Genomic DNA, 15,683 nt, shown 5'->3' on the forward strand with positions numbered 1-15,683 from the left:
TCCCTCTCCCCCGCCCGGCCACGGAAGCCTCCCGCCCGTGGCCGGGCGCCCCGGTCATCCCGCTGCCGCGGTGGAGCCGTTGACGGTGACGGCGGGCGTGATTACTGTGCGCTCCAGATCCCCGCCCATCGACCCGCGTTCGGCATTCCGTCGTTTGGGAGCGCTCCCATACGATCCGTCGCGATCAGCGAGCAGCGACGAGCCCCACTCCCCCTGCCGATCGCCCATGACCCCCTACAGGAGCCGCACATGTCACTCTCCCCGTCGTTACGTCTCCCCGCCACCCTGCTGACGGGCGCCCTTCTCCTCGGCGGCCTCATGACGGCGCCGGCGGCCACCGGCGCCCCCGCCGCCGCGGCGGCGACCGCCGCCGTACGCGTCAACCAGGTCGGCTACCTGCCGGACGGACCCAAGCGCGCCACCGTCGTCACCACGGCGACGCAGTCGCTCACCTGGCAGCTGCGGAACGCCTCCGGCACCGTGGTGGCCTCCGGCCCGACCACCCCGCGCGGCGCCGACGCCCCCTCCGGGCAGTCCCTCCAGGTGGCCGACTTCTCCTCGTACCGGGAGACGGGCGCGGGCTACGTCCTGACGGTGGACGGCCACAGCAGCGCGCCCTTCGACATCCGCGCGGACCTCTACGACGCGCTGCGCTCCGACTCCATGGCGTTCTTCCACCACCAGCGCAGCGGCATCGCCATCGACGCCTCCCTGGTGGGCTCCGCCTACGCCCGCCCGGCCGGGCACCTCGGCATCGCGCCCAACAAGGGCGACACCGCCGTCCCCTGCCAGGCCACCGTGTGCGACTACACCCAGGACGTGCGGGGCGGTTGGTACGACGCGGGCGACCACGGCAAGTACGTGGTGAACGGCGGCATCTCCACCTGGCTGGTCGTCAACTCCTTCGAGCGGGCCCAGCGGGCGGGGAAGGAGGCGGCGCTCGGCGACTCGACCCTGCGCGTCCCCGAGCGCGGCAACGGCGTGCCCGACGTCCTGGACGAGGCCCGCTGGGAGCTCGACTTCCTGATGCGGATGCAGGTGCCCGAGGGCAAGCCGTACGCGGGCATGGTGTTCCACAAGATCCACGACGCGGCCTGGACCGCCATGCCGATGCGCCCCGAACAGGACCCCCAGCCGCGCGAGTTGCACCGCCCGTCCACGGCGGCGACCCTCAACCTCGCGGCGGCCGCCGCGCAGTGCGCCCGGGTCTTCCGGCCGTACGACCCGGCGTACGCCGACCGCTGCCTGTCCGCCGCCCGCAAGGCATGGACCGCGGCCCGGGCCAACCCTGCGCTGTACGCGCCGGCTTCGGACAGCACGGGCGGCGGCGCCTACGAGGACTCGCGGGTCACCGACGAGTTCTACTGGGCGGCGGCCGAGCTGTACGCGGCGACCGGTGAAGGCTCCTACCGGGACGCGGTCACCGCCTCGCCCTGGCACACCTCCGCCGACGCCTTCAGCGCGTACGGCTTCGGCTGGGCGGACACCGCCGCGCTCGGCCGGATCGTCCTGGCCACCGTCCCCAACGGCCTGCCCGCCGCCGACGTGGCCCGGATCCGCGCCTCGGTGACCGCGGCCGCCGACGGCTACCTCGCCCGGATGGCCGCCCAGGGCTACGCGGTGCCCGTCCCGGCGGACGGGTACTTCTGGGGCTCGAACGGCGAGGTCGCCAACGACGCGATCGTCATGGCCGTCGCCGGGGAGCTGACCGGCGACGAGCGCTACCGCGCCGGAGCCCTGGAGACCATGGACTACCTGCTCGGCCGCAACGCCCTCGGCCTGTCGTACGTCACCGGCCACGGAGAGACCTCCGCGCAGAACCAGCACCACCGCTTCTGGGCGCACCAGTTGGACGCCTCGCTGCCCCACCCGCCGGCCGGTTCACTGGCGGGCGGCCCCAACAGCGCGCTCCAGGACCCGATCGCGGCGGAGAAGCTGGCCGGCTGCGCCCCCGCCGCCTGCTACATCGACCACATCGACTCGTACTCGACCAACGAAGTGGCCGTCAACTGGAACGCCCCGCTGGCCTGGCTCGCCGCCTACGCCGCCGAGCGGTCCTCCACCGGCGGCGAAGAACCGCCCACCGCCGCCTGTGCGGTGACGTACACGGTGAACAACGTCTGGAACACCGGCTTCACCGCGACCGTCACCGTCAGGAACACCGGCCCGACGGCCGTGGACGGCTGGCGGCTGACCTGGGCCTACCCGGGCGGCCAGCGCGTCACGAGCGCCTGGAACGCCACCGTCACGCAGGACGGCACCGCCGTCGACGCCCGTGACGCCGGCTGGAACCGGACGATCGCCCCCGGCGCGGCCGTGAGTTTCGGAGTCCAGGGGACCCACACCGGTTCGAACCCCTCCCCCACGGGCTTCGCGCTCGACGGAGGTGCCTGCGTCTGACCCCTCTCCCTCTGCGGTCGGGCCCGGGCGGACGTTTCCGCCCGGGCCCGACCCATGCGGGAATCGGACCTTCCTTGCGCGAGAATGCGTCAAACAAGCACTGAATGAGCATCTCTTGACACGCCGGTGAGCACCCCGCCAGAGTCGTTGCCGCACCCTCCGCCCGTACGGATCGAGGAGCGATGACGAACATGCCAGAAATCCGCGCAGTCTCACGCCGCTTGCTCCTGGGAGGTGCTCTGGCGACCACCGGGGCCCTCGCGGCCGGAGCGGGGTCCTCCGCCGTCGCCGCCGCGGCACCGGGGGCGGCGCCCGCCCCGGGCCGGCGGCCGGGTCAGACGTCCATGATCGACGTGCCCTACCCCGTCCACCGGACGGTACGCGTCGGCGTGATCGGACTGGGCAACCGCGGGTCCGGCATGACCACCGGCTGGTCCGTCGTCCCCGGCTGCGCCGTCACCGCCGTCTGCGACATCCGCGCCGACCGCGCCGGGCGGACCGCCGACCGGCTGGCCGCCGCGGGCAAGCCGCGGCCCGCCACGTACGGCGGCTCCGCCGACTCCTACGCGGACATGCTGCGGCGCGACGACATCGACCTCGTCTACATCGCCACGCCCTGGGAGTTCCACTACGAGCAGGGCAGGGCCGCTCTCCTTGCCGGGAAGCACGTCACCGTCGAACTGCCCATCGCCACCGGGCTCGACGAACTGTGGGACCTCGTCAACACCTCCGAGCGCACCCGCAGGCACCTCATGCTCGCGGAGAACTGCAGCTACGGACGGAATGAGCTGGCCATGCTCAAGATGGCGCACGAGGGGCTGTTCGGCGACATCACGAACGGCCACGGCGGGTACCTCCACGACCTGCGCGCGCTGCTGTTCTCCGACACGTACTACACCGACGCGTGGCGCCGGCTGTGGCACACCCGCAGCACCGCCTCCTTCTACGCCATGCACGGCCTCGCGCCGATCGCCGCGGCCATGGACGTCAACCGGGGCGACCGGATGGCCACGCTGACCGCCACGGCGACCGAACCGAAGGGGCTGGCCGACTACCGGGCCCGGTTCGTCCCCCGCCACCACCCCTCGTGGAACGAGACGTACGTCAACGGCGACCTGGTCACCTGCCTGATCGAGACGGCCAGGGGCCGGATCATCCGCGCCGAGCACGACGTGAGCTCGCCCCGGCCGTACAGCCGGATCAACACCCTCGCCGGCAGCCGGGGGATCTTCGAGGACTACGCGGGCGTGGTGTCGGCCGGCGGCGGGCGCATCTATGTGGAACCGGACCACAGCGGCCACACCTGGCGGGACTTCGGCTCCTACCGCAAGGAGTTCGACCACTGGTTGTGGAAGAAGATCGGCGACGACGCCGCGAACAACGGCGGTCACGGGGGCATGGACTACGTCCTCCAGTGGCGGACCGTCCAGCTGATGCGGGCAGGGCTCGTGCCCGACATCGACGTGTACGACTCGGCCGCCTGGTGCGCCCCCGTCCCCCTGAGTGTCATGTCCCTGGCAGCGAAGGGGCGTCCGGTGGAGGTCCCCGACTTCACCCGGGGTGCCTGGGTCAACCTCCGCCCGGGCCTCGACTCGCGCACCTCCGAGATGCCTCCCGTCGCCTGACGCAGCCTCCGCCCCTCCCTCGAAGGAGCAGCACGTGAGACCAGCACGACTGATCGGATCGCTCGGCGCCATGGCCGTGGCGGGCGCGCTCTTCCTCCTCCCTGCCTCGACCGCCACCGCCACCGCCACCGCCCCGGGGAGCGCGCCCGCCGCGGTCACCGCGGCGGAGACGGGGACGCGGATGGCCCTCTCCCCCGTCGATCTCGACGGGCCCGCCATATCGACGGTGAAGGTGACCGTCACCAACACCGGTCCCGACCGGATGCGCGCGCTGGAGGTCACCTTCGGAGGGCCGGCCGGCTGGGCCGTCCAGCCCTCCGCCGTCCGGGTGGACGGCTCCCTGGCCCGGGGCGCCACCGCCGAGGCCGTCTTCCGGATCCAGGTGCCGGAGCGGCGCTCCGGCTTCACCGTCCGGACGTTCACCGCGACCGCGACGTACCGCGGCGGTGACGGGGCCGGCTCCGCCACCGTCACCAGGACGCAGCGCAGCGGCACTCCCCTGGCGGACCTGGCCGCCGCGTACGACAACGTGGGGGTGACCGACGAGAGCGACACCGCGCCCGGCGATTACGACGGCGAGGGCAACAGCTTCTCCGCGCAGAAGCTCGCCGACGTCGGACTGCGGCCCGGCGCGACGGTGCACGCCCTGGGCGCGGAACTGCGCTGGCCGGACGTCCCCAGCGGCACCCCGGGCAACGTCTCCACCACCGGGCAGGCCATCGCCCTGGACGGCAGCGGCAGCAGGCTCGTCCTGCTCGGCTCGGGCGTCACCGGCGGGGCCTCGGGCACCGCGACCGTGTACTACACCGACGGGACGAGCGGTACCGGCTCGTTCGGCTTCCCGAACTGGTCGTTCGATCCGGTGAACGCCCACGGGGCGACCCTGGTGGCGTCGAGCGACGGACGCAACAGGCCGAGCGGATACGGGAACGCCGGCATCGCGTACCGGGTCTTCGCCCACGCGATCCCGCTCGACCCCGCCAAGCGGGTGGAGTTCGTGGTGCTGCCGAACAACGGCAACATCCATCTGTTCGACATGGCCATCGCCCCCTGACCTCCCGGCCTCCGTGCCCTCCGTCAGTCGGCGGAGGACACGGCCGGCGGAGGACACGGGTCCTCAGACCGTGACCACCTTGATGCCGATGCCGTCGAGGCGGGCGACGAGGTCCGCGGGGGCCGCCGAGTCGGTGACCACGACGTCGACGGCGTCGAGTCCGCAGATCCGGGCGAAGGCCCGCTTGCCCAGCTTCGACGAGTCGGTGACCACGACGACCCGCTGGGCGCGTTCGGCGAACAGGCGGCTGATGCTCGCCTCGTCCTCCTGCCGGGTCATCACGCCGAGCCGGGGATCGAGCCCGTCGACGCCCAGGACCGCGACGTCGAGGACGACCTCGTTGAGCACCCCCGCCGTCAGGGGGCCGACCAGCTCGTACGTCTGGGGGCGGGCCACTCCGCCGGTGACCACGAGCTTCACCTGGGGCCGCACGGCGAGTTCACCGGCGATGTTGAGGGCGTTGGTCACCACGGTGAAGACGGGCGCCGTGCCGTCCGTCGCCGGCGCGCCCCGCCGCCCCCCGGCGGCCCGCAGGGACAGCGCGCGGGCCACCTCGGTGGTGGTCGTCCCCCCGTTGAGCCCCACGACGTCCCCGTCCCCGACGAGTTCGACGGCGGCGGCCGCGATGCGCTGCTTCTCCGTGGCGTGCCGGGAGGACTTGTAGCGCAGGGGCAGTTCGTACGAGACGCCGTGCGCGACGGCCCCGCCCCTCGTCCTGACCAGCATCCGCTGCTCCGCCAGTTCGTCGAGGTCCCGCCGGATCGTCGCGGAGGAGACGTCCAGGGCGGCGGCGGTCTCCTCGACGTCCAGCCTGCCCTCGGCGGCCAGCATCTCCAACAGAGCATGCCACCGCTCGCCTTTGGACATGGCTCGGAACTCCTTCGGCCTCTGGACCCACGCGCTGCCCGTCCACCATACTCCTCGCATCGAATCTGCTCGAAAATGCTCGGAGGTCGCCCTGTGTGCGCGTTTTCACGCATGACGGTTTCCTGTACGGGCCTGTCCTGAGGAGTCGTGCCATGACCACCACAGCGTCGTCCCGCACCGCGCTCGAGATCGCCTCGCAGCCGGACACCTGGGCGCGGGCGAAGGAATCGCCGGGCCGCCACGCGTCGGTCCTGCCCCGCCGCGGTGAGCGCGTCGCCGTCGTCGGCTGCGGCACCTCGTGGTTCATGGCCCTGGCCTACGCCTCGCTCCGCGAGCTCGGCGGTCACGGTGAGACGGACGCCTTCGCCGCCTCGGAGTTCCCGCACGGCCGCCGCTACGACCGCGTGCTCGCGATCACCCGCTCCGGCACCACCACCGAGGTCCTGGACCTCCTGCGCCGGCTGAAGGGCTCCGTCCCCACGGGGGCTCTCACCGCCGACCCGCGGACCCCGGTCATGCGCGTGGCCGACGAGGTCGCCGTACTCGACTTCGCCGACGAGGAGTCGGTGGTGCAGACCCGCTTCGCCACGACGGTACTGGCGCTGCTGCGCGCCCACCTGGAGGCGGAGGACGCCCTCCCGGCGGGCGTGCGCCCCCTCGACGAGGCCGTCGCCGACGCCCGGAAGGCGATCGCCCGGGACCTGGCCCCCGCCGTGCGCGCCGCGGAGCAGTTCACCTTCCTGGGCACCGGCTGGACCTACGGTCTGGCGCTGGAGGCGGGTCTGAAGATGCGCGAGGCCGCCGGGGCGTGGACCGAGTCCTACCCGGCCATGGAGTACCGGCACGGGCCGATCAGCATCACCGGCCCCGGCCGTGTGGCCTGGTTGTTCGGCCGGCCCCCGGCCGGGCTCGCCGACGACGTCGCCCGTGTCGGGGGGACGTTCGTCGCCGGGTCCGGCGACGGCTCCGACGCCCTCGACCCCCTGGCGGACCTGATCCTGGTCCAGCGCCTGGCCGTCCGGCTCGCCGAGGCGCGCGGCTACGACCCCGACCGGCCCCGCAACCTGACCCGGTCCGTGGTCCTCAAGGCTCCGCGCGCGTGAGAGGAGGAGGGAACCCATGCCCCTGTCGACCACCCATGAGATCGTCGCGCCCGCGTACGCGGGAATCTCCGGGGTCGGTGCGTTCAACGTCGTGCAGATCGAGCACGCCGAGGCCATCGTCGCCGGGGCGGAGCGGGCCGGACTGCCCGTCATCCTCCAGATCAGCGAGAACACCGCCCGCTACCACGGTGCGCTCGCCCCGATAGCCCTGGCGTCGCTCGCCCTGGCCGACGGCGCGTCCGTCCCGGTGGCGGTCCACCTCGACCACGCGGAATCGGCCGACCTGGTCCACCAGGCCGTCGAACTCGGCCTCACCTCCGTGATGTTCGACGCCTCGAAGCTCCCCTACGACGAGAACGTGGCGGCGACGCGCGAGATCACCGCCCACTGCCACCGGGCGGGCGTGTGGGTCGAGGCGGAGCTGGGCGAGGTCGGCGGCAAGGACGGCGCCCACGCCCCGGGCGTCCGTACGGACCCGGACGAGGCGGGGGCCTTCGTCGCCGCGACCGGGGTGGACGCCCTGGCGGTCGCCGTCGGCAGCTCCCACGCCATGCTCACCCGCGACGCCGTCCTGGACTTCGGCCTCATCGCGCGGCTGCGGGCCGCGATCGCCGCCCCGCTCGTCCTGCACGGCTCCTCCGGCGTCGACGACGACGGTCTGGTCAGGGCGGTCGCCGCCGGGATGACCAAGGTGAACGTCTCCACGCACCTCAACAAGGCCTTCACCGGTGCCGTACGCCGCCACCTCGACGGCAACCCCGACACGGTCGACCCCCGCAGGTACCTCGATCCCGCGCGCGCCGCCGTGGCGGACGAGGTGGCACGTCTCCTGTGCGTGCTCGCGGGCGACCGGCCCCGGTAGGGGCGTGGTCCTCCTGTGGTAGCTTGCGCGGGCCAGTCGTACCTCTGCGCGTGTCGAAGCGGCATGCGCACGGGTCAGGGAATCCGGTGGGAATCCGGAGCTGACGCGCAGCGGTGAGGGTGACGGGCGGAGCATCGGCCACTGGGCCCCGAGGGGTCTGGGAAGGCGCTCCGTCCGGAGGATCCCGAGTCCGAAGACCTGCTGGCGGCCCCGGCGTCGTACGCCGTCGTCCGGGGAGCACCGTACGACAGGCTCCGCGCATGAGCCGTGACGCAGAGGACTCCTCCATGCCCCACGCGCATCCCGTCCGTTCCGCCGTGCCGGCCGTCGCCTGCGCCGTCCTCCTGGCCGGCTGCGGAACCGGCGGCCCCGCCGCCCCCTCCGAGGCGAAGCGGCCGGACTCCGGCCACCAGCGGGTCACCCTCGACAACTGCGGTCAGCGGGTCGAGGTCGACCGCGCGCCCCGCCGGGCCGTCGCCCTCGACCAGGGGTCGGCCGAGATCCTGCTCTCCCTCGGGCTCGCCGACCGCATGGCGGGCACCGCCACCTGGACGGACCCCGTCCTCAAGGGACTTGAGAAGGCGAACGCCTCGGTCCCGCGGCTCGCCGAGCGCTACCCGTCCTTCGAGAAGGTGCTCGACACCGAGCCCGACTTCGTCAGCGCCTCCTTCCTCTACACGCTGGGCAAGGGCGGGGTGGCGCCCCGCGAGCAGTTCACCAAGCTCGGCGTGCCCACGTACCTCTCCCCCGCCGACTGCGTCGGCAAGGACAACAGCGGGGACGGCGACGGCGTGCGGACCGCGCCGCTGACCATGGACACCGTGTACGGCGAGATCCGCGACCTGGCCCGGGTGTTCGGCGTGCCGGAGCGCGGCGAGAAGCTCGTCGGGGAGCTCCGCGCCCGGGTGGAGAAGGCCACGGCGGGCTCCGACTTCGGCGACGCGTCCGTCCTCTACTGGTTCTCCGACTCGCAGGGGCCGTACATGGCCGGGTGCTGCGGCGCCCCCGGGATCGTCAGCCGGGCGCTCGGGGTGAAGAACGTCTTCGACGACACGAAGGAGGAGTGGCCGCAGATCAACTGGGAGACGGTCGCCGACCGCGATCCCGACGTGCTGGTGATCGCCGATCTGACCCGCCGGGCCCAGTCGGCCGAGAGCGCCGCGAAGAAGATCGAGTTCCTGGAGTCGCACCCGGTCACCCGGAACATGAGCGCGGTGCGGAAGAAGCGGTACGTGGTGCTCAGCGGCCAGGCCATGAACCCCACGATCCGCACCGTGGAGGGCATCGAGAAGGTGGCGGCCGCGCTGCGGACGTACGGACTCGCGAAGTGAGCCGCCCGGGCCGCGCAGAGCCTCCCGGCCGCGCGGGATCGCCCACCGGTACGGGATCTCCTGACCGTACGGGGTCGCCCGCCGACTCCGGGGAGGTCGCTTCCCGGAGCCCGCGGATCCGCCGCATCTCCCGCTCCTCGTCGGCGGTCACGCCGCTCGCCGGGGCCGTCGGGATCGTCCTGCTGTGCCTCTCCGTCGCCCTCGCCGTCACCGTCGGGCCGGCCGACCTCCGCGTCGCCGACACCTGGTCCGTGGTCGTCTCCCACCTAGGCGGGGCCCCGTCCGGTCTCAGCCCCATCCGGGACGGGATCGTCTGGGACCTGCGGCTGCCCCGGACACTCCTGGCGGCCGTGTGCGGGGCGGGGCTCGCCGTGTGCGGCGCGGTGATGCAGTCCCTGCTGCGCAACCCGCTCGCCGACCCGTTCGTCCTCGGTGTCTCCTCCGGCGCCTCGACCGGCGCCGTCGCAGTCGTCGTCCTCGGCGTGGGCGGCGGTCTGGTGTCCGTCGCGGGCGGTGCCTTCCTGGGCGCCCTCTGCTCCTTCGCCCTGGTCCTGCTCCTGAGCCACACCCTGGGCGGGGCGACGGACCGCGTGGTCCTGGCGGGGGTCGCGGCGATGCAGCTCTTCTCGGCGCTCACCTCCTTCGTGGTCATGACCGCCGCCGACGCCGAGACCACCCGCGGGGTCCTCTTCTGGCTGCTCGGTTCGCTCACCGGCGCCGGCTGGGCGGACGTCGGCGTGTGCGCCGCCGTCCTCGCCGTGGCGCTGCTGGTCTGCGGCGGGCACGCCCGTACCCTCGACGCCTTCGCGTTCGGCGAGGACGCGGCGGCGACGCTCGGCGTCCCGGTGGCGCGGACCCGTCTGGTCCTCCTCTCGGTCACCGCCCTGCTCACCGCCGTCCTGGTCTCGTCGGCCGGCGCGATCGGCTTCGTCGGGTTGGTCCTGCCGCACGCGGTCCGCGCCCTCGCCGGTCCCGGTCACGCCCGGCTGCTGCCCCTGGCCGCCCTGGCCGGGGCGGTCTTCCTGGTGTGGGCCGACACCCTCGCCCGTACCGTCCTCGATCCGCAGGAGGTCCCGGTCGGCGTGGTGACCTCGCTCGTCGGCGTCCCCGCCTTCGTCCTCGTCCTGTACCGCACCCGGAGCGTCCGATGACCGAGACCACGACGCGTACCGGGAGCGGAACGGGGCTGCGGGCCGACCGCGTCTCCCGCACCGCCGGCGGCGCGCTCGTCCTGGACGGCGTGACCATCGCGCCGCGCCCCGGCACGCTCACCGGGCTGCTCGGACCGAACGGCTCGGGGAAGTCCACCCTCCTGCGGATCCTGTCCGGCGTCCTCGCGCCGGACGCCGGTGTCGTCACCCTGGACGGCGCCTCGCTGGAGGCCGTTCCGCGCCGCGCGCTCGCCCGGCGCGTCGCCGTCGTCGAACAGCACGCCGACACCCAGGTCGACCTCACCGTCGCGGACGCCGTACGACTCGGCCGGATCCCGCACCGCCGGGCGTGGGCGCCGTCGACGGCCGCCGACGAGGAGGCCGTACGCTCCGCCCTCGCCCGCACCGGGCTCACCGACCGGGCCCACCGGACCTGGCGCACCCTCTCCGGCGGTGAGCGGCAGCGCGTCCAGATCGCCCGCGCCCTCGCCCAGGAACCGCGCGAGCTGCTGCTCGACGAGCCGACGAACCACCTCGACATCCAGCACCAGCTGGACCTCCTGGCCCTGCTCGCCGGGCTGCGCCTCACCTCCGTCCTGGCACTGCACGACCTCAACCTCGCGGCGATGTACTGCGACCACCTGGTGGTCCTGCGGGACGGGCGGGTGGTGGCGGCGGGACCGGCGGAGGAGGTCCTCACCGAGCGGCTCGTCGCGGACGTCTACGGCGTACGCGCGGCGGTGTCACGGCCAGGCCCGGACGGCCGCCCCCACATCCGCTTCCTCGGCCCGGCCCCTACGGGCGGCTGAACGAGCCGCCCCGCCCCGGCGGGTCGGGCAGGAGGGAGAGGCGCGCCCTGACCCGCTTCCCCTCCGGGGTCGGCTCCACGGTCACGCTCTCGCAGACGGCGACGACGATCTCGACGCCGTGCTGTCCGATGCGGCGGGGGTCGTGGCCGCGGAGCACGGGGGCGGCCGCCGCCCGGTCGGACACCGTGATCTCCAGGGCGTCCCGGCGCAGTTCGAGGAGCAGCCGGCAGGGGCCGTCCGTGTGCAGGACCGCGTTGGTCACCAGCTCGCTGACCACCAGCCTCGCCAGCTCGACGCGGTCGTCCGCCACCGGTCCGTGCCGGACGGCCGGGGCGGCCGCGAGGAAGTCGGCGGTGAGGGCGCGAGCGGAGGCGATCGTGCCGCCGCCGGCCGCGTCGCCGTAGACGGCGCTCGCGGACAGCAGGGGTGCCGGTGCCGCGCGCTCCGCGGTGATCGCGTCCGTCATGGCCCGGTGCTCCCCTCGTACGGCTGGGTGGGCGCGCTGGGCCCCTCGTACTCCGCCTTCCCCTCTTCACCGTTCCCACACCGGCCGTCTCGGCCGGCCCGGGTTCACGGGGCTCGCGCCGCCGCACGCCCGTCCCGGAGGCCGGCCGGGACCTTCGCAGGGTGGTGCGGGAGCCGGTCGCCGGCGACCGGACGGGCCCGGCCCCGGGTCTCCGCGAGGAGGTGGTCCACTCCTGCCAGGAGGTCCTCGCGGGCCGCGGTGGCGCGCAGCCGCTCGGCGGCGCTGCCCCGGGCGAGGGCCTCCTCCGCGAGGATCCGTACGGCCGTCCAGTCGCCGTACGCCTCAAGGACGGGGCGCAGGTGACGGAGCATGCCGCGCACCACCGTGGGGGCGGGGGCGGGGAGGCGGGTGAGGGGGTCGACGAGGTCGCCCTCGATGCCGGAACGGGCGGCGCGCCAGCTCGCCGCGCGCAGCCAGGTGTGGTTCCCGTCGCAGCCGGGTTCCCCGGCGGCGGCGAGGCACGCGAGGGCGTCGGCCACGAGGGCGCGGTAGAGCGCGGCGATCAGCACCACCGTCTCGGCCTTCGGGCAGGCGTCGCAGACGCGCAGTTCGAGGGTGGGCAGGTGCGCGGAGGGGCGGACGTCGTAGTAGATCATGCCGGGGTCGCTGATGACGCCCGAGTCGACGAGCTCCCGCACCGTCCGGTCGTACGCGTCGGCGTCGGGGAAGCAGGCGGGCTGGCCCGAGGTGGGCCAGCGCTGCCAGACCATGGTGCGCCAGCTCGCGTACCCGGTGTCCTCGCCGAGCCAGTACGGCGAGCTCGCGGACAGCGCCAGGAGGACCGGCAGCCAGGGAGCGACGGCGCACATCGCGCGGACCGCGGTGTCCCGGTCGGGCACGTCGGCGTGCACGTGGACACCGCAGATCAGCTGCTCGTCCACGAGCCGCCGGTACTCGCCGGTCATGTGCGCGTAACGCGGGACGTCGGCGGCCGGCACGGCGCCGAGCCGCGCCAGGGGAGCGGTGCCGGCCGCGGCGACCGCGAGGCCCTCGGCGGCGGCCGCCCGGTCGAGCCGTGCGCGGGTGGTGGTCAGGTCGGCGAAGAGTCCGTCCAGGGTCGCGTGGACCCCGCTGTTCGACTCCACGACGGACTGCGGCAGTTCCCCGGTGAAGGTGGCCCCGTAGCGCTCCAGCGCTCGCAGCAGGAGGGCGGCTCGGGGCACCAGTTGCCCGCTCTCGATGTCGATCACGTGGAACTCTTCCTCGACCCCGATGCGGACGATCACGGTGACTCCCTGCGGTCGGGCTGCTTCCCCACCGCGCGGTCCGGAGTCCGGTGGCGGGGTCCCTCGTGCCCGTCCGGATGCCCCGGCTCGCGCGAACCATGCCTCCTCCGGCCGGTCCGTCGGGTGGGGCGCGCCTGGGGAGCGGGACCGCCGACGTGCCGTGCTCCTGGTGCGACTCCCGGTAGCGGAACGGACTCCCGGTCGAGGAGCGGGTGCGGTGGGTGACGGCCGGACGCGGTGGGTGAGGGCCGGACGCGGTGGGTGAGGGCCGGACGCGGTGGGTGAGGGCCGGGCGCGCCCGCTCCCGTGCCCGGGTCGGGGTGGGCCGTACGAGATCCTTCCGCGTGTTCCCCGGCCTCCCGGGGAAGCCGCAGGGGCATGGATCACTCACAGGCACCCGTGCTCGACGCGCTCGTCTCGTACCACGCCGAGAACCAGACCCCCTTCACCCCGCCCGGCCACACACAGGGGCGGGGCGCCGACCCGCGCGGGCGGGTGGTCCTCGGCGAGGCCGTGCTCCGGTCCGACGTCAGGGTCGCCGTGGTGGAGGTGCCGGATCCCGCCCGGCCCCGGCTGGAGCGGGTGACGCTGCCGCGCGACGCCTTCTTCGGGCGGGCCGAGCAGGTGCCGTGGGGGAAGGCCGTGGGCCGTGTGAGCACGGAGATGCTGACGCCCTGCCCTCCCGGCATCCCGGCCGCGCCGCCCGGGGAAAGGCCGGCCTCCGAGGTCCTGCGCTGTCTGCGCAGCGGCGTCGAGGCGGGAACGGTCGTCCCGGACGCCGCCGACCCCGAGGCCGGGACCGTACGCGTCACGGCGGAGGAGTGAACGGATGAACAAGGGAAAGATCGCCTACAAGCCGGTGGGGCTCGCGCTCGGCGCCACGAGCGGTCTGATCGCCGGCGTGGTCTTCAAGCAGGCGTGGAAACTGCTGGGGCACGACGACGACGCGCCCCACTCGACGGACGAGGACCGCGCGTGGAAGGAGATCCTGGTGGCCTCGGCCCTCCAGGGCGCGATCTTCGCGGTGGTCAAGGCCGCCGTGGAGCGCTCCGGGGCCGTCGCCACCCGGCGTCTGACGGGTACGTGGCCGGGCTGACGGCCCGCGCGGGGCGAGGGCCGGAAGGGCACGGCCCCTGGGGCCCGGTCAGCCCGTCCCGCCGGGTTCCCGCGCGTCCGCGCGCGCTCCGGCCTGCTTCAGGGAGCGGAGCGCTGCCAGCAGGATGCCGATGTCGTCGAGGAGCACGGGGTCGGGCAGCAGGTCTGCCGGGCTGACCAGGTAGAGCAGGGCGCCCCAGAAGAGCACCTTGCGGGACATCGGGATGCCGGAGTCGCCGAGCAGCCTGCGCGCCCGGACCAGACGTACGGCCAGGACGACCGCCACCGCCAGGGTGGCCGCGACGACCACCGCCGCGGCCACCCACCAGAACACGCTCGTGCCGTCCATCCGGCCAGAGTACGCGCGAGCCGGTGTCGGCGGCCGTCGCCGCCCCTGTCGATCACACGAGATGACTTTCAGGTAATTATTGACGTATATGTCGCAGGGGCGGAAACTCGGAGTACAGCCCTCCGCCCCCCGGAGGCCCTCTCCGCAGCACCCTAGGCAGACGTTTTCAGGGACATTCCACCGTCGGGCCGCGCCCTGCTCCTTCCGGACGGCGCCGGTCCGCCGGAACCCCGGGAGGAGTCCCATGACCACCGGCCGAACCACCATCCGGCGCCGCGACCCCCATCAGGCAGCGGCCGTCCGCAGCCGCGCGCTCGGCGGCCTGCCCGCGCCGGAACGCCCCACAGCCGTCTCCACCGACGACGCCCGCACCCTGTCCGCGGCACTCTTCGAGCGGTTGGCCGAACTCGACGAAGGAACCCCCGAGCACGCCTACCTGCGCGGCACGCTGATCGAGCTGAACCTGAGCCTGGTGAAGTTCGCCGCCCGCCGTTTCCGCGGCCGGCCCGAACCGACGGAGGACATCATCCAGGTCGGCACCATCGGCCTGATCAAGGCGATCGACCGCTTCGACCCCGGCCGCGGCACCGACTTCTCCACCTTCGCGCTGCCGACCGTGGTCGGCGAGATGAAACGCTTCTTCCGTGACACCGGCTGGGCCGTCCACGTCCCCCGCCGCATGCAGGAACTCCGCATCGACCTGGCCAAGGCGAGCGACGCCCTCGAACAGTCCTCGGGCCACCGGCCCAGCCGCGCGGAGCTGGCGGGCCGGCTCGACCTGACCGAGGCGGAGGTCGCCGAGGCGGAACTGGCCGCCCACGCGCACACCGTCCACTCCCTCGACGCCCCCGTGGGCGACGCCGACGACGACTCGCGCGCCCCGGAGGGCACCGCGGGCCGCCGCGCCGCCGTCACCGAACCCGCCTACGAACTGATCGACGACCTCGAATCCCTCCAGCCGCTGATCGCCCACCTCGACGACCGCGACCGCGAGATCCTCTCCCTCCGCTTCGGTCAGGAACTGACCCAGGCCGAGATCGGCCGCCGCGTCGGCCTCTCCCAGATGCACGTCTCCCGCATCCTCGCCCGCATCCTCGACGAGCTCAGGACCGGCCTGCTCGTCGACGAGACGACGGACTGACGGCCCGACTGGCCGGCGGACCGACTGACCGACCGGCGGTGCGCGATCCGAGCAGCCGCAAGAGCCCCGGCGAACGCCGGGGCTCTTCGCGTCCTGCGGCAGACCCGCGACACCCATCGGAGTGATCTGGTTCACATCGTGTCA

Annotated in this window: 14 protein-coding genes, 1 pseudogene and 1 riboswitch; of the genes and pseudogenes, 11 read left to right on the top strand and 4 right to left on the bottom strand. The window is 73.8% G+C overall.

Annotated features, from left to right (window positions below):
* The first annotated feature begins 249 nt into the window (after positions 1-249).
* The 3 genes from QK442_RS26535 (at position 250) to QK442_RS26545 (ending at position 5,079) form a co-directional block, all read left to right on the top strand.
* Entirely contained in the window at positions 250-2,400 is a 2,151-nt protein-coding gene (locus tag QK442_RS26535; RefSeq protein ID WP_282696591.1) for a glycoside hydrolase family 9 protein, read from the top strand.
* 191 nt (positions 2,401-2,591) lie between these two features.
* The gene (locus tag QK442_RS26540) at positions 2,592-4,025 is read left to right on the top strand and encodes a Gfo/Idh/MocA family oxidoreductase (protein ID WP_282696592.1); all 1,434 of its coding nucleotides are present in this window, start codon (positions 2,592-2,594) and stop codon (positions 4,023-4,025) included.
* A 34-nt stretch (positions 4,026-4,059) separates the two neighbouring features.
* Positions 4,060-5,079: an NEW3 domain-containing protein gene (locus QK442_RS26545; RefSeq protein ID WP_282696593.1), complete on the top strand. Its 1,020-nt coding sequence runs from the start codon at positions 4,060-4,062 to the stop codon at positions 5,077-5,079.
* Between the two features lie 63 nt (positions 5,080-5,142).
* Here QK442_RS26545 and QK442_RS26550 read toward each other — a convergent pair whose 3' ends face one another.
* Entirely contained in the window at positions 5,143-5,946 is an 804-nt protein-coding gene (locus QK442_RS26550) for a DeoR/GlpR family DNA-binding transcription regulator (protein WP_282696594.1), read from the bottom strand.
* Positions 5,947-6,098: 152 nt separating this feature from the next.
* Here QK442_RS26550 and QK442_RS26555 point away from each other — a divergent pair, with 152 nt between their 5' ends.
* The 5 genes from QK442_RS26555 to QK442_RS26575 all read left to right on the top strand — a co-directional run bounded on the left by QK442_RS26555 (position 6,099) and on the right by QK442_RS26575 (position 11,202).
* Positions 6,099-7,049: a sugar isomerase gene (locus tag QK442_RS26555; protein ID WP_282696595.1), complete on the top strand. Its 951-nt coding sequence runs from the start codon at positions 6,099-6,101 to the stop codon at positions 7,047-7,049.
* 16 nt (positions 7,050-7,065) lie between these two features.
* Positions 7,066-7,911, top strand: a complete 846-nt coding sequence (locus tag QK442_RS26560; protein ID WP_282696596.1) for a class II fructose-bisphosphate aldolase — start codon at positions 7,066-7,068, stop codon at positions 7,909-7,911.
* 76 nt (positions 7,912-7,987) lie between these two features.
* Positions 7,988-8,111: riboswitch (cobalamin riboswitch) on the top strand.
* An 87-nt stretch (positions 8,112-8,198) separates the two neighbouring features.
* Positions 8,199-9,242 carry an ABC transporter substrate-binding protein gene (locus QK442_RS26565; RefSeq protein ID WP_282696633.1) on the top strand — a complete coding sequence of 348 codons (1,044 nt, stop codon included), beginning with the start codon at positions 8,199-8,201 and terminating at the stop codon, positions 9,240-9,242.
* Between the two features lie 116 nt (positions 9,243-9,358).
* Positions 9,359-10,393: an iron chelate uptake ABC transporter family permease subunit gene (locus QK442_RS26570; RefSeq protein ID WP_282696634.1), complete on the top strand. Its 1,035-nt coding sequence runs from the start codon at positions 9,359-9,361 to the stop codon at positions 10,391-10,393.
* A complete protein-coding gene (locus tag QK442_RS26575) occupies positions 10,390-11,202 on the top strand; it encodes an ABC transporter ATP-binding protein (protein WP_282696597.1) in 813 nt (270 codons plus the stop codon). Before QK442_RS26570 ends, QK442_RS26575 begins: the two co-directional genes overlap by 4 nt.
* Here QK442_RS26575 and QK442_RS26580 read toward each other — a convergent pair.
* Complete coding sequence (locus QK442_RS26580) at positions 11,189-11,668, bottom strand: ATP-binding protein (protein ID WP_282696598.1); 480 nt, start codon at positions 11,666-11,668, stop codon at positions 11,189-11,191. The two genes, QK442_RS26575 and QK442_RS26580, sit on opposite strands and share 14 nt — an antisense overlap.
* A gap of 104 nt (positions 11,669-11,772) precedes the next feature.
* Entirely contained in the window at positions 11,773-12,954 is a 1,182-nt protein-coding gene (locus QK442_RS26585) for a glutamate--cysteine ligase (protein ID WP_282696599.1), read from the bottom strand.
* Positions 12,955-13,497: 543 nt separating this feature from the next.
* On the opposite strand from QK442_RS26585, the pseudogene QK442_RS26590 reads away from it, so the two are divergent.
* Positions 13,498-13,779, top strand: a pseudogene (locus QK442_RS26590) (ornithine decarboxylase); the annotation flags it as partial.
* Between the two features lie 4 nt (positions 13,780-13,783).
* Positions 13,784-14,050, top strand: coding sequence for a DUF4235 domain-containing protein (locus tag QK442_RS26595; protein ID WP_282696600.1), 267 nt, complete (start codon positions 13,784-13,786; stop codon positions 14,048-14,050).
* Positions 14,051-14,098: 48 nt separating this feature from the next.
* Here QK442_RS26595 and QK442_RS26600 read toward each other — a convergent pair whose 3' ends face one another.
* The gene (locus QK442_RS26600; protein ID WP_282696601.1) at positions 14,099-14,398 is read right to left on the bottom strand and encodes a YkvA family protein; all 300 of its coding nucleotides are present in this window, start codon (positions 14,396-14,398) and stop codon (positions 14,099-14,101) included.
* Between the two features lie 244 nt (positions 14,399-14,642).
* Between QK442_RS26600 and QK442_RS26605 the strand changes: the two genes are divergently transcribed.
* On the top strand, positions 14,643-15,539 hold the full coding sequence (locus QK442_RS26605; protein WP_282696602.1) for a SigB/SigF/SigG family RNA polymerase sigma factor: 897 nt from the start codon (positions 14,643-14,645) through the stop codon (positions 15,537-15,539).
* Positions 15,540-15,683: the final 144 nt, after the last annotated feature.

The sequence above is a fragment of the Streptomyces sp. CC208A genome (assembly GCF_030010625.1).
Classification (GTDB): Bacteria; Actinomycetota; Actinomycetes; order Streptomycetales; family Streptomycetaceae; genus Streptomyces.